This is a genomic window from Streptomyces sp. NPDC033966 (assembly GCF_055575955.1).
Genome location: NZ_JBVIRQ010000026.1, coordinates 20,212 through 41,574, shown reverse-complemented (window position 1 = coordinate 41,574; position 21,363 = coordinate 20,212). Strand labels below are relative to the sequence as shown.

Annotated in this window: 13 protein-coding genes; 6 read left to right on the top strand and 7 right to left on the bottom strand. The window is 67.7% G+C overall.

From position 1 onward, the window contains the following. Window positions 1-75: 75 nt before the first annotated feature. The gene (locus ACZ518_RS37690) at window positions 76-7,509 is read right to left on the bottom strand and encodes a ricin-type beta-trefoil lectin domain protein (RefSeq protein WP_469117540.1); all 7,434 of its coding nucleotides are present in this window, start codon (window positions 7,507-7,509) and stop codon (window positions 76-78) included. A 394-nt stretch (window positions 7,510-7,903) separates the two neighbouring features. Between ACZ518_RS37690 and ACZ518_RS37685 the strand changes: the two genes are divergently transcribed. Together ACZ518_RS37685 and ACZ518_RS37680 are read left to right on the top strand one after the other, a co-directional pair. Continuing rightward, window positions 7,904-11,122: a DNRLRE domain-containing protein gene (locus tag ACZ518_RS37685; RefSeq protein ID WP_469117539.1), complete on the top strand. Its 3,219-nt coding sequence runs from the start codon at window positions 7,904-7,906 to the stop codon at window positions 11,120-11,122. A gap of 122 nt (window positions 11,123-11,244) precedes the next feature. After that, window positions 11,245-11,919, top strand: coding sequence for a hypothetical protein (locus ACZ518_RS37680; protein ID WP_469117538.1), 675 nt, complete (start codon window positions 11,245-11,247; stop codon window positions 11,917-11,919). A gap of 56 nt (window positions 11,920-11,975) precedes the next feature. On the opposite strand, the gene ACZ518_RS37675 is transcribed toward ACZ518_RS37680, so the two are convergent. The 3 genes from ACZ518_RS37675 to ACZ518_RS37665 form a co-directional block, all read right to left on the bottom strand. After that, entirely contained in the window at window positions 11,976-12,311 is a 336-nt protein-coding gene (locus ACZ518_RS37675) for a hypothetical protein (protein WP_469117537.1), read from the bottom strand. Between the two features lie 26 nt (window positions 12,312-12,337). Then, window positions 12,338-12,799 carry a hypothetical protein gene (locus ACZ518_RS37670; RefSeq protein ID WP_469117536.1) on the bottom strand — a complete coding sequence of 154 codons (462 nt, stop codon included), beginning with the start codon at window positions 12,797-12,799 and terminating at the stop codon, window positions 12,338-12,340. 188 nt (window positions 12,800-12,987) lie between these two features. Beyond that, window positions 12,988-13,476, bottom strand: a complete 489-nt coding sequence (locus tag ACZ518_RS37665) for a phage tail tube protein (RefSeq protein WP_469117535.1) — start codon at window positions 13,474-13,476, stop codon at window positions 12,988-12,990. Window positions 13,477-13,721: 245 nt separating this feature from the next. Here ACZ518_RS37665 and ACZ518_RS37660 point away from each other — a divergent pair, with 245 nt between their 5' ends. Together ACZ518_RS37660 and ACZ518_RS37655 are read left to right on the top strand one after the other, a co-directional pair. Continuing rightward, a complete protein-coding gene (locus ACZ518_RS37660; RefSeq protein ID WP_469117534.1) occupies window positions 13,722-14,423 on the top strand; it encodes a hypothetical protein in 702 nt (233 codons plus the stop codon). 52 nt (window positions 14,424-14,475) lie between these two features. Next, window positions 14,476-14,685, top strand: coding sequence for a hypothetical protein (locus ACZ518_RS37655; RefSeq protein WP_469117533.1), 210 nt, complete (start codon window positions 14,476-14,478; stop codon window positions 14,683-14,685). A 49-nt stretch (window positions 14,686-14,734) separates the two neighbouring features. Here the strand turns inward: ACZ518_RS37655 and ACZ518_RS37650 are convergent, their stop codons facing one another. After that, complete coding sequence (locus ACZ518_RS37650; protein WP_469117532.1) at window positions 14,735-15,175, bottom strand: hypothetical protein; 441 nt, start codon at window positions 15,173-15,175, stop codon at window positions 14,735-14,737. Between the two features lie 1,306 nt (window positions 15,176-16,481). Here ACZ518_RS37650 and ACZ518_RS37645 point away from each other — a divergent pair. Further along, the gene (locus ACZ518_RS37645) at window positions 16,482-17,348 is read left to right on the top strand and encodes an immunity 49 family protein (protein ID WP_469117531.1); all 867 of its coding nucleotides are present in this window, start codon (window positions 16,482-16,484) and stop codon (window positions 17,346-17,348) included. Window positions 17,349-18,139: 791 nt separating this feature from the next. Here ACZ518_RS37645 and ACZ518_RS37640 read toward each other — a convergent pair. Then, complete coding sequence (locus tag ACZ518_RS37640; RefSeq protein ID WP_469117530.1) at window positions 18,140-18,754, bottom strand: TetR/AcrR family transcriptional regulator; 615 nt, start codon at window positions 18,752-18,754, stop codon at window positions 18,140-18,142. A gap of 170 nt (window positions 18,755-18,924) precedes the next feature. Here ACZ518_RS37640 and ACZ518_RS37635 point away from each other — a divergent pair, with 170 nt between their 5' ends. Beyond that, a complete protein-coding gene (locus ACZ518_RS37635; RefSeq protein ID WP_469117529.1) occupies window positions 18,925-19,884 on the top strand; it encodes an alpha/beta hydrolase family protein in 960 nt (319 codons plus the stop codon). A 318-nt stretch (window positions 19,885-20,202) separates the two neighbouring features. On the opposite strand, the gene ACZ518_RS37630 is transcribed toward ACZ518_RS37635, so the two are convergent. After that, window positions 20,203-21,204 carry an Acg family FMN-binding oxidoreductase gene (locus ACZ518_RS37630; RefSeq protein ID WP_469117528.1) on the bottom strand — a complete coding sequence of 334 codons (1,002 nt, stop codon included), beginning with the start codon at window positions 21,202-21,204 and terminating at the stop codon, window positions 20,203-20,205. Between the last annotated feature and the right edge of the window lie 159 nt (window positions 21,205-21,363).

Here is a 21,363-nt window from a genome sequence, read left to right as displayed (position 1 = left end):
TCCGCCAACTACCCAATCTGAGTTTGATGGTGCGCCCGGTCAGCGCCATCGCCAACCGGGCGCACCCTGACCCCACTACCGCGTATGGCTTGGCAGTAGCTCCGCTAGCTTCTCAGCTGCACTCGGAATCCCTGGCAGCCCCGCAAACGTGGGATCGTGATAGCCGTGATTGCGCAGCATCTGCTGGGCTTTCGATACAGCAACCGCCTGAGTATCACTGCACGTTTCACAGTGAGGAAACAGGCTGCGCGGAAGGCTAGTCGGTCCAATTCCAGTAGACGGCTGGTGGTCACCCGTCATAGTCGGACTGCTCCCACCACAGGAGTGGCATGGCCTTCCCTGCATGGCCGCACTCTGCTCCGAGGTAACGACCGGCCCGGTTGCAGGCACCGACTCATCGGCATGAGGACCGACGCGCAGCGTATTCGCCTCCCTCTGACTCAGCGATACGTTGCAGTTGTGAACCAGGACCGGCGTGGCGCCTGCCAGCACATAGTACGTGTGCAGGTCTGCGACTGTCAGGTTGTAAGTGGCCTGGGTGGTCTCGTACTGGCGAGCCTTCTTGACCACTAGCCGACTGCCGTCGGCTGCCCTCAGGGCTTCGCCAGGCCTGAGGGTTCCGGCTTCAACCCAGAGGCCTTGCGACTCAGACCACACGAGGTGGTGGGACGTTGCAGTGACTGTGCCCGAGCCGCCAGCAGTGTCGAATTCAATATCGACGTAGCTTTTGTCGCCCTCGGTGTAGATGGTGCCGGTTACGGCCTTCGTGTCGGTCGTCCGACTTTCAGGCTCGGAGGCGACCACCTGATCGCCGTTCCGAATGTCCTCGATTGGTTTGCTTGTGCCGTCGGCCAAGAGAACCTTGGTTCCGGCGATGAAGCTGTCGCACTTGCTGAGGGCGGACCGGATTTTGCCCGCAATCTTGCTGGCGCCCTTTTCTGCGGCCCTTGCTGCCCCCTTGGCTGCACCGCCTCCGCCTGGGATTGGCGCTAGGAGAGCTCCGGTCTGATAGCTGTCGCTCTTGGTGTCGACACCGAAGTGCTCCATCAGGCGGTCATAGGCTTCTTCGGGTGTAGGGATTCCTATCATCCGAGCCGTCTGGACCAGCGGCGGGGGCAGTATGAGGGTGGCCGCTTGAGCGACTCCTCGGCCGAGGCCGGCTACGACGAATGACATCTTCTTTCTGATGGCACTCGTGTCGATGAACTTGACGTTCTGGTTCTTGTAGATCTGCTTCGTGATATTGCGTGGCGACCAGTCGTCGCCATTGCCGTTGTTTGATCGAAAGCCGGGAGCGGGTGCGTAAGTTTCGTAATACCTACGCTGGCTGGATATCGGCGCGTAGGTGATTTCGTGGGAGTTGCTTGCGGTGATGACGGTGTGGCCGTGGCAGTCGTAGAGCGTTCCGCACTCTTGGGACCGAAGGCCGCTTGGGTCCCAGTTGCCGATCGGGTTGCCGCTGGCGTATGTGTACCCGTTCATCTGGAGCGGGTCGGTGATGTCGATGATGGGGTCGACGGATATGAATCGGCCGGTGGTCGATTCGTATTCGCGCGCACCGATGTGGGTGAGGGCGGTGTTGGTGTCGTCGATGCCGCTGCCGAGGAAGCCGCGGTTGCCGGGCCAGTTGCCGGGCTGGCCACCGCGGGGGTTGCCATAGGGGTCGGACTTGCGGCGGGTGACGGTCTGACCGCTGCTCTGGTCGATGGTGGTGTTGGCGGTGTTGTGGTGGTCGGCCAGCTGCACGCTCAGGCTGTGGTTGTTGGCCTTGCCACTGGTCTGGCGGATGGTGGTGGCGCCGGGGCCGCTGTAGTAGCGGACGGCGTCGAGGGCCTGGCCGGCCTTGTTGACGGTGATCTCGGCTTCGCCGAGGTAGAGGGTGCGGGAGCTGCCGGTTTCCTCGATGAGGCGGTTACCGGCCGCGTCGTAGATGTAGGTGGTGGTGTTGTCGAAGGCGAACTGCTGGGGTCCGGTGGCGTTGCATGACCACAGCTGGAGGTCGCTGCCGTCGGCGGCGTTGTTGGGGACGTCGATGCACTGGTTTGTGGCCGGGTTGTTGAGGGACTTGTCGCCGGGGCGGTAGACGAACTTCTGCTTGTCGCTGCCGTCACAGGTGGCCAGGACCAGCTTGGTGCCGCTCGTGGTGAGGCACTTGTCCAGGGCCCGGACCGTGTTGCCGGTCAGGCGCCACTGCTGGGCCTTCGTTTCGTTGCAGGGGTAGATCTGTACCGGGGTGCCGTCGGCCGTGCCGCCGGATTCCACGTCGAGGCACTTGCCTGAGGCGCCGATGACGGACACGGCACCGATGCCGGGGCTGCTGGCGGCGGCGACCTTGCCGCGGCGGTCCCAGTTCAGGGTCTGTGTGTCGCCGTCGATGCGTCGGCTGGTGGTGTTGCCGAACGCGTCGTAGGTGTAGTTGGAGACGGAGGTGGCCGTCGACCCCGGGTTGCGGGTGGTCTTCTCGGCCTTGTCCAGGGCGTGGGGCTTGACCTTCAGCGGCGGCTGGGCGCCGTTGCCGGCGATGGTGACGCCGTAGGTGTAGGTGGTCTCGTCGTCCAGCGCGCTGTTGGACAGGTCCTTGTTGATCAGCTTGGTGCGGTTGCCGATGGCATCGAACTGGTATTCCTGCCAGAACCCGTCTCCGTCGGGGCCGGGCGTGACGTCGGCGAGGCTGGGGCCGGTGCAGGCCGAGGTCTTGCCGGTCCAGGCCTTGGTGAGCTGGCCCACCGGGTCGTACGTGTAGCACTGGCGGTCTTCACGTCCGCCGGGCTGGGTGTCGGTGACCGATGTGATGTTCCCGGTCGGGTCGTAGCTGTAGGAGACGTCGCTGATCCGGTTCGGACCGGTCTCCCGGTCACTGATCTGGTTGGTCAGCTGTCCGGTGTTCCGGTTGAACTGGCTGGTGGTCCAGACCCGGTTCGGTGCGTTGCCGGATGTGGTGCGAAGGACTTCGCCGTACGGGCTGTACTTGACGTCCGCGGTGTACCAGGCCAGACCGGACATGCTCTGGGGCATGCCGTCGGCGTTGTAGCGGGTGACCAGCTTCTCGGCGGCGAGGCCGCCTGGTGTGGCGGGGACGGTGGTCGACTGGACCTTGCCCGTCGGCGTGTAGGTGGTGCTGTAGAGGTAGGTGCCGGCGAGGCCCTTGGTGCCGGGCACGTCCGGGATGGTGATCTTCGATCCGGTGGGCCGGTACTCGGCGTCGTAGCCGGTGACCTCGCTCGTGTAGGCGGCTCCGCCCTCGTAGTGGGTGGAGGAGACGGCGAGGCCCTTGGCGCCAGGCAGGGAGTCGAAGGTCCACGAGGTGACGAGGGGGCCGTTGGCCGCGTCGTCGCGCAGCTCGGTCGTGCGGCCGAGCGGGTCGTAGGTGGTGAACTGGGCCCGGCCGGTGGAGTCGGTGCTGGAGACCTTCTGGTTGAGGTTGTTGTAGGTGAAGGTGCTCCTGCCCGTGTCGGGGTCTTCCGACCAGGTCATGCGGTTACGGGCGTCGTAGCCGTAGGTCCAGTTGTTGCCGGCGGGGTCGGTGACCTTGGCCAGGTTGCCGCGGTCGTCGTAGTCATACGAGGTCTTGTTGGAAGTGCTGAGGTCGGTTGCGGTGAAGTTGCGTACCTCGGTCGTGCGGTTGAGGGTGTCGGTCCAGGTTTCGCTGGCGCGGCTGCCCTTGAGCGGGCTGGATCCGTCCGGGGACATGCCGGTGCGGCTGCGGGTCCAGTCCCCGCCGTACTCGGTCGTGGCCGAAGTCTGCTCGATGCCGGCGTGCAGGCTGGTCGCACGGATCGTGCGGCCGAGTCCGTCGTAGGCAATCTTGGTGGAGTTGGGGATCTGGAAGACGCTCTCCGGGACGAAGATGTTCTTGCCCGGGGTCCCTTCGGCGTAGTAGCCGTTGTTGGTCTGGCGGACGCTGCCGTCGGCGTTGTAGAAGGTGTCCGTAATGAGCCGACCGCCGCCAAGTGCTTCGCCTTGGGTCTGGCGCGTGCGCAGCAGTCCGTCGTAGATCGTGACCGAGGCGGTGTACGTGCCGTCGTCTTGCAGGGTTCTGCTCGTGACGGCAGGCGCTTCGTGCTCGGAGATCTGGTAATCGAACGCCTTCGCCGGTTTGTCGGACGTCTTCTGGGACGGCGTCCAGACGGCGGTGGTACGGCCGAGGTTGTCGTAGGTCGTAGTGACCTTGCGTCCGTTGATGTCCGTGGCTTCCAGGGGGTTGCCGCGGGCCGGATCGATCTTGGTGGATCCGGACTGCCCCAACGCGTTGGTGTTGGTAACCGTGAACGCGACCCCGGTGGCGGGGCTGTAGGAGGCGGAAGTGGCGTTGCCGGCCGCGTCGTAGTCCTTGATGCGACGGCCCAGGGCGTCGTACTCGACGCGCCCGGATGCCGCCCAACCGGTTCCGGCGGCGTCCAGCGTCTCCAGCTGGAAGGGAAGCCCCTTGGTCGGGGAGGCGCCGAACGCGTTCAGAGCGTCGTAGGAGGTGCGGATGTCCTTGAGCGCGGTCCCGGTGGACGCGTGGGCGCAGTCACCGGTGGTCTTGCGTACGCGTTGGGGGAGGCCGATCAGGTTCTTGGCCGGGTTGTGGACGTACGTGGTCGAGGTGCAACTCTGCTCGACGGTGGACCAGGCCGTACCGTTGTGTGAAAGGGCGTCGGTCTGGGTGGTGAGTGGCAGACCGTACGTGGTGTCGTATGTGTTGAGGGTGCGGATCATGCGGGACTTGCCGCCGCTGATGGGCTGCACCTCGTCGGTCCGCGCGGTACCGCCGCGGAATGCCTCCAGAGGCGTGGTGCCGTCCCTGGGCCGCGCTGCCGTCTTCTGGCTCCAGGGCCACGTCAGCTCCCGGGAGACGACCGTGCCGCCCGACTTGCTGTAGTTGATGGATTCGGCGGTCAGACCCTGGTACTGCGGCAGGTCTTCGCCAAGTTCCTCGCTGCCGGTGGAGTCCTTGACGGTCACCTTGGCCCGGCCGGCGTCGCCGGACATTCCGCGGAAGTACCGGTGCCGCGACTGCGACTCTTCGGTCGCGTCGCTCTTGCCCGCGTTGGCGGTGACGCCCCGCTTCGTCAGGACGCTCGCGTAGCCGCGCCACTGGCTGTAGGTGCGCAACTCGGGCTTGGTGAACTCGTCGGTGTCCTTGGCCCAAGCCGCATCGCCCTCGTACGTGTAGCTCGTGGCGACGTCGGGCTGGCGGGCGACTCGGTCCTTCTCCACGACCTTGTCGACGACGTACTTGTTGAACCACTCGAGCTGCGGCTTGTCCAGGTCCGGGTCCGGAGACCAGTGCACCGGGAAGCAGCGGCCGGTGTTCTCCTCCGGCTTGGGGTGGGTGGTTCCGACCGGGCACGGGTCCGAGTAGTCGACGTAGGTCTCACTACCGGTTTCGCCCCGGATGGTCTCCACGCGCAGGCGGTCGAAGTCGGGGGTGGCGTCGTTGGGGCCGGTCGCGACCCGGTTGGGCATGTCCTTCACGTTTGCGATGAAGGAGACCGGGGGAAGGGCGGTGGACTCCTGGTTGCCGGCGGCATCCTTGGTGGTGCCGTAGCCGGTGCGGGTGATGGACTCAAGCCACAGCGGTGGGTGGGTGTCTGTGCGCTGTTTGGGGAACGACTGGGCGAGGTTCCAGCGGTCCACCAGCGACAGGGCCGTGGATCCTTCGGTGCGCTGGCCGTAGGTGGTGACCGCAGTCAGGCGCTTACGGGTCCAGAAGGTGGGCGCAGCGATGTAGCAGTCCTTGGCGTCCGCCTTGCAGTGCAGTGTGGAGGGGGTGTCCCACCATGGCTGCTTGTCGCCGTAGTTGTTGCCCTCGAACTCGGCGTCCGAGCACTGGGTGGTGCCTTCCTGGATGCAGCGTTCGGCGACCGTGAACTCGACCTTGGCGGCAGGAGCGCCGGAGAGGTTGTCGCTGCGCAGACCGTAGGTGATCTGGGTCGGGTACCCGCCTCGGGTGTAGGCAACCTTGGCCTTGTACTTCTCGTTCTTGGCGTAGCGGTTGGTCTCCTTGGCCCAGTCGATGATCATGGCGTTACCGTGGACGTCCTCGACATAGTCGAGGTTCCAACGCCAAGCCTGCTCGCAGGAGGAGTTGGCGAAGGCAGTCTGGTAGCAGGGTTCACCAGGGTGGTTGCCGAAGACCGGGACGGTGAAGACCGAGTTCGTGACGGGGCGGGTTCCGGAGCCGTCGAGGTCGTGGCGTCCGAAGAAGTAGCGGGTGCCGTCGCGGGTGGTGACGATCCAGTACTCGCCGTCCTTGGCACCGTTCGGCACCGAGGCGTCGGTCTTGCGCTCGACCTTGGACCCGCTGTCGGACGTCGGAACCCACTCTCCTGTCGCCGTGTCATGTACCAGCTCGGTGGCCCCGCCGCCGAGGGACATGGTCACCGCGTCGCCGGCCCAGCACAGGTCGCGCTTCTTCTTGTCCGTGCTGTTGTCGTTGTTCGGCTTGGAAGGCGTGGCCTTCAGGTCGTCGGCGCAGGGGCGGTAGCGACGCTCGATGTAGCCGGGTTCGTAGTCCCAGCCGTCGCCGATCCATGACGCCTGGCCGTTGGACACGGACGTCTTGCCGTCGACAGCCTGTGAGGAATAGGAGAACGCGACCGACGGCGCGGGCCCCGCCGGGGCTGCGGGCAGGTTCAGCGGGTAGCTCCAGGAAAAGCCGCCGCTGCTACTGCCCGCAGTCCACGAGCCGGAAGGGGAAAGAGGCGTGGCCGTGTACGTGCCACCGGCACCGGAGGCACCATCCGAGGCGGCCAGGACGACCGGACCGCCGCTGCCGCCGGTCATGGTCCTCAGGCCTTCGCTGGGCGCGGTGGCCGGGTCGATGGTGGCGCGGACCGTCCCCGTGGCGGCGTCATTGGTGCTCGGTACGTCCTGGGTGACCGTGCACTCGGGCAGGTCCGGGGTGGTGAGGAAGCACGCCGGGAGTTGCTTCAGCTCCAGGCGGGTCGCCCACTCGGTGCCGTAGAGGTCCTTGAACTTCTTGTAGTCCAGCTGGACGTCGACCGGTGTCGAGCCTTCGGCCGGCGGGGTGACCTTGATGAGGGCGCCGTCGATGCTCGCAGCCTCGGTCGCGGCGCGGGTCTCGACCGCCACCGACCAGGTCCCGGACGGTGCCGGCGGGGTGGGGTTGGCCTCGGTGGGCGAGGCCTTGCCGATGCTTACCGGAAGCGTGCCCGCCTGCACGAGCTGATCACCCGAGAGGGCAACGTTGGCTGCACCGCCGGACGGCGGCGTGACCTGCGACGGCTCGTACTCGGGCGGCGGCTGGACAGGAGCCCCAGCCCAGCCCTCAAGCTTGGCGGCCTCGACCTCGTCGAGCTTGGCCTTGATGTCCTGCTGGAGACCTGGCAGCTGGACGCCGTCACGAGACCCCGGTGGCGCTGCCCAGGCTTGGACAGGAAGCAACGTCGCCACCAGCATCACGGACAAGGTGATCCCGGTACGCCCGGCGAGGCGCGTGCGTCTCGCACGCGCCTTCCTGTTTCCGGGCAGGCGGAAATTATGCGCCGAGAACGGCGACATGTAGACCCCCCACGCTCTGCCCACGATGTAAGACACACGTGTGGCAGGAAACTGACAAATAGCCAGCTGATTCTGTGGTCTGGCGACTCCGAAATCCATAGTCCGATATCCGGTGTGGCCTTTATCACTTTAACCCGTGAATACTTCGCCTAAAGTGCGCTGAAAGCCCCATAGCGGATCATGAAACGCCAGTTCAGGAGGTGACCTTCCCTACTTCATGGTTCATGCTCAGCTCGCGCGACCCGCGCCTGGAAGGTGCTTAAGAGCACGGACCGTTGGTCCTCCAGGAGGAAGTCGGAGCTGTTGTCTGAGTACCGAGGGGCGCGATCTGCGGGCCCGAGGGGGGAGCAGGAAAGAAATGTCGGTCGGCGAATCCGTGGATGAGAATCCACCAATGCCCTTGCCCGCCAAAGAAGTTGAAAACCCGTCCAGCCGCCGCTGGTACCGGCGGCGGCGTGCCGTGGGCGGGCTGGCCGCCCTCCTCGCCCTTGCCGTCGCCGTCCCCGTGGGGATGCAGCTCGACGGACCTGAGCGGAAACCCGAAAAGGAGCCCTCCCCCAAGGCGCACGGCCCGGTCGCCGCCCCCGAAGCCCGCCGTCTGGCGAAGGAGAGCGGCAAGGAGGTCGAGGTCACCGCTGAGGCGACAGCGCACACCACCACGTGGGCGCAGCCGAGCGGCACCTTCAAGCTGCGGGTCTCCAGCCTGGCGACGCGTGCCAAGGTCGGCAACGAGTGGAAGCCGGTCGACACGACGCTGGAACGGGTAGAGGGCGGCTTCGCACCGAAGGCCGTCAACGGACGCGTGGTGTTCAGCGCGGGCTCGAAGGCTCAGGCCGCCGACGGCGGGGGAGGCGAGCGGGCTTCGCGCGGCACCTCCCGTGTGGCCCTGGCCCGCCCCGCCGCCATGAAGACGGATGGGCCCGCTCCCGCGTGGAGCGAGTTGGTGCGGCTCACCACGGAAGGGCACGACCTGGTCGTGTCCTGGCCGGGGCCGCTGCCCGAACCGGTCATCTCGGGCCCGCGTGCCCTGTACGAGAACGTCCGGCCGGGTATCGACCTGGTCATGACGGCCCAGGATGGCGGCTACACCCATGTGCTCGTGGTCAAGGACAAGCAGGCCGCATCCGATCCACTGCTGGGCCAGCTGAACTACCGGCTCTCCTCACCGGACCTGACCTTCCACCTGAACGAGGAATCCCGCTCGGTCAGTGCCCAGGACGCGCAGGGCCGGGAGATCGCCGGTTCCCCGACCCCGTTCATGTGGGACTCGGCCGGCAAGGTGGCCGTCACGGAGGGCGAGCCGCAGGCGAAGCCCGTGCCCGAGGCCAAGGACCACCCGACCCTCGCCCTGCCCGGCCTCAACGGTGCGGAGGGCAACCATGCGAAGGCTGCCGGGGCGGCTCTGTCGGCCGAGAGCGTGCTGACGGTGACGCCGAACGCGCAGCTGCTCAACGACGCGGACACGGTGTACCCGGTCTTCATCGACCCCTCCTTCAAGGGGCACAAGCAGAACTGGACGGCGTTCTACAAGACCGAGGGCGGCTCCAGCTTCTGGAACGGCCAGAACTACAACAGCGGCAGCGGCACCCCTGAGGCGCGTGTCGGCTACGAGTCGACGACCGGCGGGACCTCGCGTGCCGCGTTCATCTTCGACTTCGGGACCCAGATCCACGGCAGCCAGATCCGTTCGGCGAACCTGCGGATGCTGCAGACCTACTCCTGGGGCTGCGACCCCAGGGCCTTCGACGTGTACCACACGCCGCTGATCAACAGCTCCAGCACGTGGAACAACACCAACAACGGCACCTTCTGGGGCAACCGGATCGCCGGCGCGAGCACCGGGCACGGCTACAAGAGCACCTGTCCGGACTCCTGGGTCGGCATCGACATCAAGTCGAAGGTCGAGGAGGGTGCCCGAGGCGCGTGGCAGAGCCTGACCCTGGGGCTGCGTTCGCCGAACGAGAGCGACGCCAGCTACTGGAAGAAGTTCCAGGCGAATGGTGAGAGCGCCCCGTACATCGAGGTCGAGTACAGCAAGGTGCCCGACACGCCGGTCCTGGCGAACATGAGCACCTCGCCCGGCGGTGGGTGCGTCACCGGGCAGCCGTACACCAAGATCGGCAAAACCGATGTGGACTTCCGTGCCAAGGCCACGGACGGCGACGGCAATCTGCGCCGGCTGAGCTTCAGGATCTGGTCCGCCGACGGCTCGCCCGTGGCCGATGAGCTCCGCGACACCAACGGCGACGGCGTAGCGAACGTGACCGTTCCGTGGGAGAAGTTCACCCCCGGCAAGACGTACTTCTGGCTCGCCCAGGCCATCGACTGGGACGGACAGTGGTCCGGCAGTGGCCCCATGGACTCCGGCGGTGGCGGCTGGTGCACCTTCACCGTCGACCACACTCAGCCCACGCCGCCCACGATCCGCTCCGAGGACTTCCCCGCCCCCGGCCCGGACGGCGCCGAGTGGAGCAAGAACACCCTCGGCCCCGGCAAGATCACCGTCATCGCGGGCGGAACCAACCCCGCTGATATTCGTGAGTTCCAGTGGTCGCTGAACCACCCCGTCTACGACCAGAAGGCCGTTCCGGCGGCCGGGTCGGACACGGTGACCGTCGACGTCAATCCGGACAACGCCGGACCGAACCTCTTCTACGTCCGCGTCGTCAACAAGGCCGGGAACGTGTCCAACCCGGTCACTTACACCTTCTACGTACGACCGCGCCCGGGCCTCGACGGTCCCGGGGACACCACCGGCGACGGCAAGGCCGACCTCCTGGTCGTCGACGGGGCGGGTGATCTGCGCGTCTACCCCGCCGACGCCATCGGTGACGTGGACGCCTGGATGCCGGCAGCCACCGACAACGGCAAGCCTGTACAGGCCGGCTACTGGAAGGACGCCAGCGGCAAGTCCGCACTGATCGCGCACTCCCAGGACTGGTACCCCGGCGACGGCGTCACCGACCTGATCGCCCGCATGCCCGACGGGAAGCTGTACGTCTACCAGGGCGACGGCAACGGCCGCTTCGACATCAGCAAGCGCACCGAGGTCCTGCTTCCGCCGGGCGCGCCCGACCCGGCCACGTTCTCCCAGATCGTCGTCGTCCCCGACGTGAACGGGGACAAGATGGAGGACATCTTCGCCACCGCCGGGGACACCTTCTGGATCCTCACCGGCTACAGCGGCGCCACCATCACCGAAGCCCGTCAGCTCTCCGCCACCAGCTGGACCAAGCGCGACATCATCGACATCCGCGACATCACCGGCGACGGAGTACCCGACCTCCTCTTCCGCGACGACACCACCCCCGACCGCGGCCTCGCCCTGCGCCGCGGCAAGCCCGGCACCGGCGGCGGAGCCGACATCAACTCCCTCGCCCTCGCGATCAACTCCGCCGACGGCAAGGACCTCACCTACGCCACCACCGGCTGGGACAGCACCACCTGGCCCCTCCTGCGCGGCACCCCCGACGTCAACAACGACCAGATCCCCGACTTCTACGCCACCCGCAACGACGGCACCCTCCACCTCATCAACGGAGGCCGCACCACGGCCGCCGGCAGCTGGCGCGTGGAAGAAGACGACTGGGGCACAGCCCGCGCCGTCGGCTGATCCAGCACCCGCTCCACCAACGAGTGCCCGGCCGGACAACCACCGGCCGGGCACTCGTCCTCGGGCCCCTTCCACAGGGGGCCGCGCCACGCACTGCCATCTGTCTGCCAGGGAGAACCTCCATGCGTCTTCGTCCCGTCCGCTATGCCGTCGCAGCCGCCTACGCGGCCCTGCTCGTCACCTCGTGCAGCGCCGGAAAGGACACCTCACCCCACAGCGACGCCCCGTCGTCACCTGCGGCCGCAGCGCCAGCTCCCAAGCCCTTGAACGAGGAGCAGCTCACCGCCCTGGCCTTGACCCCGCAGGACCTTCCCGGCCACAAGGTCGAGGAAGCGTTCCAGGGGCCGGTCGTCTCCACGGATCGGCCTGAGTGCCGGGACCTGGCCAGCGCCCTCCTCGGCGGTGCGATGACCGGCACCGGTGGCCAGGTGCACACCCAGGCCACCAAGGGCAGCACTACGACAAAGGTGTCCCTGCACTCCTGGTACGGCACGAAGGCAGCGACCTTGCTTGCTGAAATCAAGGCCGCTGGCCTGGCATGCGGCGGCGCCATCAACGTCGTCAACGGCGCCGAAAAGATGACACTCACCAACATTGCGCCCGGCACGGCCCCCACCACTGGTGACGAAGGCACGTCCTTCAGCGCGGAACAGGACCTGAACGGCACCAAGACGCCGATCGAGGTGACCCTCGTACGCAAGGGCACGACCCTGGCGACCTTCACCGCGCACAGCACCTCCGCAACGGCGGAGAAGCCGGCCGAGGTCGTGGCGGCCCAGATGAAGAAGCTCAGCTGAGCACAGCCGGTTCCACCTCCGCGGGGCCGGGGCCCGGCCGACGTCGCTCTACAGCCCTACGACGCCTCTTCTCGGTCAGCCGCACGGCCCCACGCCGTGCGCGGGACCAGACCGATCCGGACTCCGTACCCGTCCGGGCCTTCGGGCACGGCCTGCTGCTCGATGGCGATCAGCTCACAGCCCACGCACCGGACCGTCGTCGTGACGTAGGCGAACCGGTCCCCGCCGTGCTGCTCGTCCCACTTGGCGGCCCGGGTGCCGCACTGCTCACACACGCTGCGCCGGTACGCCTCGTACGCCAGGGCCTTGACCCGGTCCGACTCTGACCACCGTCCGTCACCCGCCCCCAGGAGGAGGGAGTGCTGGATGCGGTAGCGGTCGCACAGCTCCATCTCGGCCCGGAGGCGTTCGTCAGCGATCAGCCTTTTCCCAGCTCCGAGGCCGTCGCACGATTGATCTGCTGCGCCTGCCACGCCGCCGCGAACAGGCTGTTGGACTCCGCGACCGGCCAGCCGTCCAAGAGATCCTGCGCCTCCTGGAGCGTCATGCCGTCGACCTCGCGGCCGTCGTCGTCACGCTCGATATGCGCCGCGGAGACCAGAGCGGCCGGGAAGCTCGTCGGGTTCCAGGCGTCGCCGTCCTCGGCCTGGTCCTCCGTTGGAGGGTGCTGCCGTATCGGCCCGTCCAGCGTCGGCCGGGGCAGCGCCCGGAAGGAGAGCGTGACCGACACTTCGTCGAAGGCGTCCCGCGCGGCGAAGAGCTCGGCCTCCGCCGCCTTCAGCTCCACCTGCTCGCCGCCGGTCTCGGCGTCAGCCAGCCGAAGCCGGGCAACGTCCAGCTTCGCCCGGTCCAGGCGCTGCTTGGCCGCCAGTCGTCGCACAGCTGAAGGACCTGCTCGGGCAGCTGGCGGGCGCGGAGCCGGGCGAGCTTGCGCGCCCAGTGATCGTTTCGGCCGGTGGCCGGCGGAGTCGTCGGGTTGGTGGGGGTGGTGCTGGTCATCGGGAGCTCCGTGGTGGGGGAGGTCCCGGCCGGGCGAAGCGTGCCGCCCGGCCGAGGGAGGGAGGGCGGTTACGGCTTCGGTGCGGCGGCAGGTACGGGCGCGTCCTGAAGCGGCTTCTCCGTGATCGAGAACGCGACGGTGAACTTGGCGGCCTCGTTGTCCACACTGTACTGCGGGGACCGGGAGCCGATACGGACCGGGAAGACATCCATGGACCGGGAGCCGGGAACGTCGCCCTTCCGGAGGAAGACCACCCAGCCGGTGGAGTCCTTCGTGAGCAGCTGCTCGATCTCGTGCGCGACCTTGTCCTCGTAGAAGCCGAGGGACGAGTCGTCGGCCTGGTCCACCCCGGGGATCTTCGACTCGAACGTGGATCCCAGGTCAGGGGTCTCGATCGCCTGGTTCGACAGCGACCAGCCGTCGATCGCGGCGACCGCGTTCGTCAGGTCGGTGCCGGCGGTCAGCTCCGCCCGAGTAGGAAGGTGGCCAGTGTCTTTGACCGTCTTGAGCCACAGGATGCGCGTGACGCCGCGCCGCGAGTATTTCTGGATCTGCAAGGTCTGCTGTCCGATTCCGGGACGGCAGCCGCACGTCAGGGAGGCCCCGTCCCTCGACGATGTCGGGGAACCGGCCCACCCGTTGATCGGGTTGGGCGTCCGCGTGGGGCCTCCGCGGTGAGGGAGCGAGGCTTCAGGCTGAAGCTGAACTCCTAGATCAACATACTGTTGGCGCCGAGGCGGCAAGAGTCCGGCATCGTGCGAATCGTGCCTGCGCGGTCACACCTCCCGCTACGGTGTCGTCTGTGGCAGCTGACGAGCACGAGATCTCACCCGCACCGTCGGTCGGGTCGCCTGTGCGCATGGTCTCGCCTGAGGCCAAACCAGCACCGCCTAAGATGCTTGATTTCCATAGCTTCACCGGCGGCGTCGGCCGGACGTCCCTGCGGCTCCTCCGCGGACCGAATGCCAGCGGCATGATGGCCGTGTTCCAAGCGGCCGCGCTGTGCCTGCGGGCTACGGAGTGGCTTGGCGCCATCGAAGATGAGCGCGCCGCCCGCAGTACCAGGCTCATCGAAGTTGACGGCAAGCTACGCGAGTTCGTTCGCGGTGAAACAACCACATGGTGGAACGCCGACCACGTTGCGCTGGACCCACGACGGCAAGCCCTTGTCGTTGGGGTGCTGAGCGCAGGCGAGCTCGGTGATGGTGCCTGCGAGGCCGGACGTACCGTCCTTGTCCTCTCCTCAGACATACCGTTCCTGTCGGACGCCGACCTGGACCACCTCGAGCGCGTGCTCCGGCACCTTCACCGGATCATCAGGCGGGTTCTGGAACAGCTGCTCGGCGTGACCAGCTACGAGTTCATCCACCATCATCCGCCCGGCGATACCTCACCCTGTGGCGTGGTGAAGTTCCGAGCACCAGAGATGCCTCGTCCCCCGGACCAGGGGTTGAAACACCCCTCAAGGCCCGGATCCGGGCCCGTCCTAAGCGCAGCGGCATAGCCCCAGGTGGGCTGGCCTCCTGCGCCACACAGCCCACCACGAGGACTAAGAAGTGTTCCAGGAACTCATCGACGCGTACCTGTCCCTGTCGTGGCCGGCCCGCCTGCTGGTCGCCGCCCTCATGCCGTTCACGCTCTATTACGCCGTGCTCCTGCCGGAAGCGACGAAGAAGGCCCGTACGAAGTGGCAGGCCGCGGTCCAACGGCTGCGGGCCAAGCTGATCGGCGCGTGGAACGGTTGGCGCAACGGGCCGACCCTCTGAACTCAGCTCGGCGCCTTCGAGACGCAGATGATGGACTAGGACTGCCTGGTCAACCAGTCTCGCGCTCGGAGGCGTCGAGCCTGTACCGCTGGATATACGCCACGACGTCGCCCGCCGACGACTCCCCGACCTCATCAAGGACGAGCTTCCGCGCCCACACGATCGCCTTCGGGACAGACAGCTCTGACTCCCGGCCGCCGGCCGGGGTCCGCGCCAGAATCGCGCGGCGCACGCGGTCGGCCAGCCACTCCGCCTGGTCGATCCGGGCGGCGACGATCGTCACCTGGTCGGCGAGCTCTTCGCGAAGCTGACCACGAGTGGTGACGCTGCCTTCCCGAAGCCCGACGACGTGGTCTGGAAGGAATTCCCCAAGGCACAACCCCCGCCCGGTGTGCGTCTGCCGCACCCCCAGGACACAATGCGCCTCCCTGACGACGCCCTGGGCCGACCCCAGTACTACGACAAGACCACCAACCAGCTCCTGGATCACAGGGGCCTTCCGAAGCAGGACCTCACCAAGGTTCCCAAGGGTCTCGACCGCCCCCTAGCCGAGACCCCCAAACGCCAGAAAGTCACCGCCGGCGCCCCCAACACCCGATCAACGTTGGGCATAGCCCATCCCCCCCAGCGGGACGGGCCACCAGTTCGCCGGTGAAGATGGGCACCTCGGCCGGGCCGACGGCAAGGGCAGCCGTGTTTCGGAGGGCGGTGGCAGAGACATGTCGGGGCCGGGCCACGGCACCGAAGCCGCTCCTGCGGGCCGGGCAGACACCTCGCTGGGCGGCCACTCCCCGGACAACATGCCCCGCAACAGCGCGGATACCGATGCCCCCGTCCACCGGCGGTTCGCATCCGGACACCCCGTCCAGTGGAGGCCATGCCGAGTCCCGAGACGGCACGGACCACGCCGGCGGCCCCAGCGGCCGCGACAGCAGTGGCCCTCACGAGCCCTCGCCCGCAGGAGGCGCCCACCCGGAAACACAGGTCGGGGACAACGTCCCCCACGCAGATTCGGCCGCAGTCCACCGAGCGGAGTACGAGGCTGCCCGCGAGAAGCTGGCGAAGGAGCGGACAGCCGCAGAAGCGGCAGCCGTTACTCGTGAGCATGTTCGGCTTGCGAATGAAGATCCGGCATGGTTTGAGGAGCACTACAGGCCCAAGGATGGCCACCGCCTTGAGGCGGCTGCGAACAGGCGGGCGTCCGTGGACCTCACCAACGCCGACAAGGCATTCAAGGAAGGGCCGTCCACCAAGACCAGGAGAGCCCTCGAGGCGGCGCTTCAACATTACGAGAAACCACTGCGAGGCGTTCCCGACAACAGCAGGATTTCCGAGAAGCTCGGGGAGCGGGCTGCGGCACTGCACGTAAGTCAGAACGAGTTCACGGTAAATAGGCGAATTCCCCTTCCGGAAACACCAACGGTGCCAATGTGTTCGATTTGGCGTACCGGATCGATTCTGACGGCGAGTACCTCATCGTGGAAGCGAAAGCCCCGTCCGGGGACCTGGACTGGTGCGAGGGGCGAGCCGACACAGAGGACCCGGAGGACCCACATATAGGCGATGACGGCGGGGCTCAGGGCGTGCGAGTCAAACAAGGGACGCGGCCCTACGTTCGTGCAATTCTTGCCGAAATGGCAAGCCGCGGTGGAGGCGACGCGGACATCGCGAGAGAGTTACGCAATGCGCTGAAACTCAAGAAACTGAAGTTCGTTCTAGTGAAAGACTCGACAATACCGACTCCACATATGCGGGTGCTCGGATAGAATACCTGGACATCGACTGAAGGAGGGCGTGTGCTCACGCGCATTCCACGCCACGCGTTCGTCACCGACAATGTGGCCGAGGCTATGGCGCCGATCATCAAGAGTGCCGAAGAGGCACTCGCGGGGCTCGGGACATCCGAGGACGACCGCTATGACGCCCTGACGCTCACACTTATCGCAGCCAGGTGGCACTGCCTCGCGGACCCCATTGCGACCCGGTTCACCACGTGGGAGGCCTGGATCCTCGCCATGCAGACCGGCTCCGCGCTGTTCACGGCTGGCCAGGCCACCGAGGGGCCCGTCAGGTGCCGCATCGGCGTCAACCACGAGGAACAGGAGCTGCCGGCGACGGGACCTCAGGAGTACCTGCACGCCGCCAACTGGCTTACCTCCTTCTACCTGGCGGCGATCTGCCGGGAGAACGACCGCATGAACCGGCTCGCGCAGGTTCCCCTGCCCTTCCTCCGCGCGTCCGGGGCGGAGTTCGACGAGTACATCTACTCGTGGGTGGAGACGATCCAGAACCACCGTTTCGGGCGGCAGGAGACGTGGGACAGTCTGGTCCGTGCAGTAGAGGGCACCGACCCCGCACATGTTCGGATCGCCAGCCAGGAGCTGATGCTGAAAATCCTCTACCCGCCGCTCAACCTCTTCCACAGGTATGCGACCCGGGATGAGGAGCGGTTCAACGCGGCCTTGGCCGAGGCCCTCACGTGGCACAAGGAGTACTGGACTGCAAACGAGGCCCGTTCGAGGAGCGGCGAAGGCCTGGTCGCGCTAGGCCCGCTCGCGATCGCCTGCATGGCCCGTGATGCAGGTATGGCGATCAAGGTGGAGTCCGAGTATCTCCCCAAAGAACTCCTGGAGTTCGGCTGGGTCGGTGAAGTGGACGCCTGACAACCGACTCCGGCGCCCGCGCCGGAGTCGCCGGCTCTCTGATGCGCGCCCTCCGCGTCGCCATGTCCCTCGTCCGGCACGTGGATTCGGCCGTCGAGTCCACCACGGATGCGGTCCTCGACGCCTTGCTTCACCACCGCAGTCAAGCTGTCCTCGATCAGTGGCTCCGTGCCTTCCGCGAAGCCGTGGCGACGCCGCGACGGCCGCAGTGCCTGCCTGGCGCCGAGCTGCCTGCCGGGGCGCGTCGCTACCAGCCGCAGGGTTCGGGGCCGTTCGTCTCCGCCTTCGCCGCAACCCCGCGAGCCCCGGCGTTGACCGTTCTCTCTTCTGCCCGTTTTCGGCCCGGTTGGGCAACGGCTCCCCGCACACCATCCGCTGTGCCGCCGGACACCAGAGGGATGCTGGCCAAGGCCACGAACGCCGACTCCACGGCGTCGTCGGGGGCAACCTGACCGGCCTCAGGGTCGAGGACGTGAACCGTGGCCGCGAGGACGCCCGCGGCCTTCACCGCGGCGCTCACATGACTGTCGCCGTGATGTGGCAGTCCGGAGCAGCGAGCATCGGCATGGCGACGGCAGCGCCCTTGGTCCAGAGGAGGGCGGTGCCGGCCGTTCCCCGCTGGACCGGGCGAACAACGGCCCCCACCCCAAGACCGCAGCCCTGCTCACCTCGGCGGGAGCTGTCGGCTGGCGCACTCAAGCTTCGGCAGTGCGGGCCACCGAAACCTGGTCGGCGGGGAGTTGTGCGAACCGAACCGGGGTGCGGGCCGTGGACTCGCCGCGCTGAAGGGGTCATGGGGTGTCGTCAACGCCAGGCGGCTGTGGTTGCCGCAGTCCCTGGAGGAGTAGTTCGATCAATCGGCGCGGGTCGTAGCGGGGGTCGCCGTCCCGTCCGACGCAGAGGTTGCCGATGCCGCGCATCAGTTCGTAGGGCTGTGTGCCGGACCTGATCTCGCCCGCTCCGGCCGCGGCGTCGAGAAGTTGGGCGCAGACGGGCATCAGGCGATCGAGGAAGTGGGTGTGCAGCGCGGCGAAGCGGTCGCTGTCGGACTGGAGGGCATCGGCCAGTCCGTGCTTGGTGACCAGGAAGTCGACGAAGAGGTCGACCCATTGGCGGAGCGCGGCGAACGGGGAGTCGGAGGCGGCCAGCAGCCTCGGGCCGGCCTCGGCGCATGCCTCGATCTGGTGGCGGTAGACGGCGGTCACGAGGTCCGCCCGGGTCGGGTAGTGGCGGTAGATCGTGGCCATCCCGACGCCCGCCCGGGCCGCGATCTGGCGGATGGGCGCGTCGACGCCGGAGGTGACGAACACCTCGGCGGCGGCGGCGAGCACGGTCTGCTGGTTGCGCAGCGCGTCGGCCCGCTTGCTCCGCGGCCGCTCCCCTCCGGGCTGGTCTGCGGTGAGCACCGCAATCTCCTTCCGATGGCCGATGGCTGTTGACGAAACGGAACACTGCTCCATATGTTAAATGGAGCAACGCTCCGCTTCAGGATACCCGAAGCCGGCGCTCCGCACCGCCTCGCCCGCCCGGCTGAACGAGGGCGGCGGCAGAGGCCATTCGAAGGGACACCTCCGTCATGAGTGAACCCGCCAGCACAGCCGACATCCTCAACTCGGCCACGCCCGTCCTCTCGGTCAGCCCGGTGGTGCTCCCGGCTCCCGGCCGCGCGGTGGACCTGCAGGTGCGGGTCTCGGCCCCGGTGACCGGGAGCGACCTGCCCGTCGTCCTCCTCTCGCACGGCCTCGGCTTCTCGAACAACCTCTCCTCGCTGAACGGCTACGCCCCCCTCGCCAACTTCTGGGCCGCACACGGCTTCGTCGTGATCCAGCCGACGCACCTGGACTCCAGGACGCTGAACACGGACCCCGACACCCCAGGAACGCCTCCGCACTGGCGCTCACGGGCCGAGGACATGAAGCGCATCCTCGACCAGCTCGACGTGATCGAGACCGCCGTCCCGCAGCTGAACGGGCGCCTGGACCCGAGCCGGGTCGCCGTGGCCGGGCACTCGATGGGCGGGCACACCGCCAGCCTGCTGCTGGGCGCCCGACTCACTGATCCGCACGACGGAACGGAAGTCAACCTGGCCGAACCCCGGATCAAGGCGGGCGTGCTGCTCGCCGCGCCCGGCCGGGGCGGCGACGCCCTCACCGAGTTCACGGTCGCGAACTACTCCTTCTTCCTGACCACGGACTTCTCCAAGATGACCACACCCGCGCTCGTGGTCGCCGGCGACAAGGACGACTCCGCCTTCCTGACCGTTCGGGGGCCCGACTGGCACACCGACCCCTACGCCCTCTCCCCGGCCCCCAAGTCCCTCCTCACCCTCTTCGATGCGGAGCACGGCCTCGGCGGGGTCTCCGGATACGACGTCGCCGAGACCACCGACGAGAACCCCGACCGCGTCGCCGCGCTCGCGCGGCTCACCTGGGCCTACCTGCGCAGCGAGCTCTACCCCGGGGACTCCGCCTGGCAGACGGCGCGGGACGCCCTGGCGGCCGGCCCCGACCCGCTCGGAGGGGTCGAATCCAAGTAGGCCTAGCCCAGCACGACTCCTTCCACTGCGAGCACAGGGCGCCCCCGTTGCGGGAATACCCCGTCTGCTTGTGGTGTGCGCCGTCCTGCTCGGCCTGTTCGTCATGCACGGCGGCCCCGGCTTCCGCCGCTGACGGCTGCCACGGCGCCATGTCCCGGGCCGCACCCAGGGCGGGCGGCCACGACCACACCACCTACCAGCACCGGATGAGCACGCGCGCTTCGGCTTCGCGGGCCACGCGCTCGGCGGCGGCCGGCGCGACTTCGCTTCCCGCAGCCAGATCGTGGCCGCCCGCTACGACCCGCCATGGCAAGAGGGCTAGGGATTGATCTCCAGGACCTCGTCCACGGGGCGTCGGGGTGTCGCCGGGCCGGGCTCGCCGTATCCGAGGCGTAGCACCATCTGCACGAATCCCGTCGCGGACTGCGGGTCGCGTACGGCCCATCGCAGTTCGGGCCACTCCAGGGCGTGGGAGGTGAGGGAGGTGGCCAGTCCGTCCAGGGTTGCCTGGAGCAGTACGCGCTGCATGGCTTGCCCGGCGGTGAGCCAGTCCTGCGGCTCGTCGCCGGCCGTGCCCAGCAGCGCGAGGTGGGGGACCTTTTCGAACGTCGCGGCTTCCCGGTGTGGCACGGGGCGTCGGCCGGCGAAGTCACGGACCGGGGCGTTGCCGTCCCGCTTGCGGGGGCCGAAGGCGTACGCGGGGATCCCCTCGGCGGGCGTGTCGGCGGCGTCCTCGTCGAGGTGAGTCCAGCGGACCACGTCTTCGTCGACGCCGGGCTGCGCGTCGTCAAGGGCGTCGCGGCCCTCGGCGTCGTGTACGAGGTCGAGGACGGACTCCACATGCCACAGGTCGGGGAAGGTCAGCCGGGCTCCCTCCAGGATGGCGGCGCCGCGCAGGCCGTCCTTGATGGCCGTGGGCAGTTCCTCGTCCGAGAAGGGGTTACGGCTGGTGTGGCGACGGTGGATGGCGGGATACAGCTCGGCCAGGTCGGTCTCGGGATGTACCGGTTCCGCCAGTGTCACTGTCGCGAGCAGCTGTGGGTCCGCCGGGTCGGGCAGCAGCCGGGTGGCCGGCTCCCAGCCGGCGTGAGCGGCGGCGACGCGCAGGTTGAACAAGGCCGCTCCACAGCCGATGTGGAGGGCGCGGCCCGTGGGGTCGGCATGGGGCATCGCCCGATCAAGGTCCGCTCGGACATGGAAGGTGCGGCGGTCGCGGTAGAAGCGGAACTTCCACGGCTGCGCATTGTGCATGGAGGGTCCGGCGACGGCATCGGCGACGAGGGCGGCCACGATTCCCTCCTCGAGCGGCTGAGCTGGCACCTGCGCCTCCCTCCGGGAGCCGGCCCGCCCGAAGGAGCGGGGTCTCCCTCCCACGTTAGTCGCGGCGCGTCCGCACGGCAGTGCCGCCGCTCGGGGATAGCGTCACCCCTGGTTCATTTCCGTAGCGAGCCAGTAGCTCTCCATCGACCGCGTGCACCG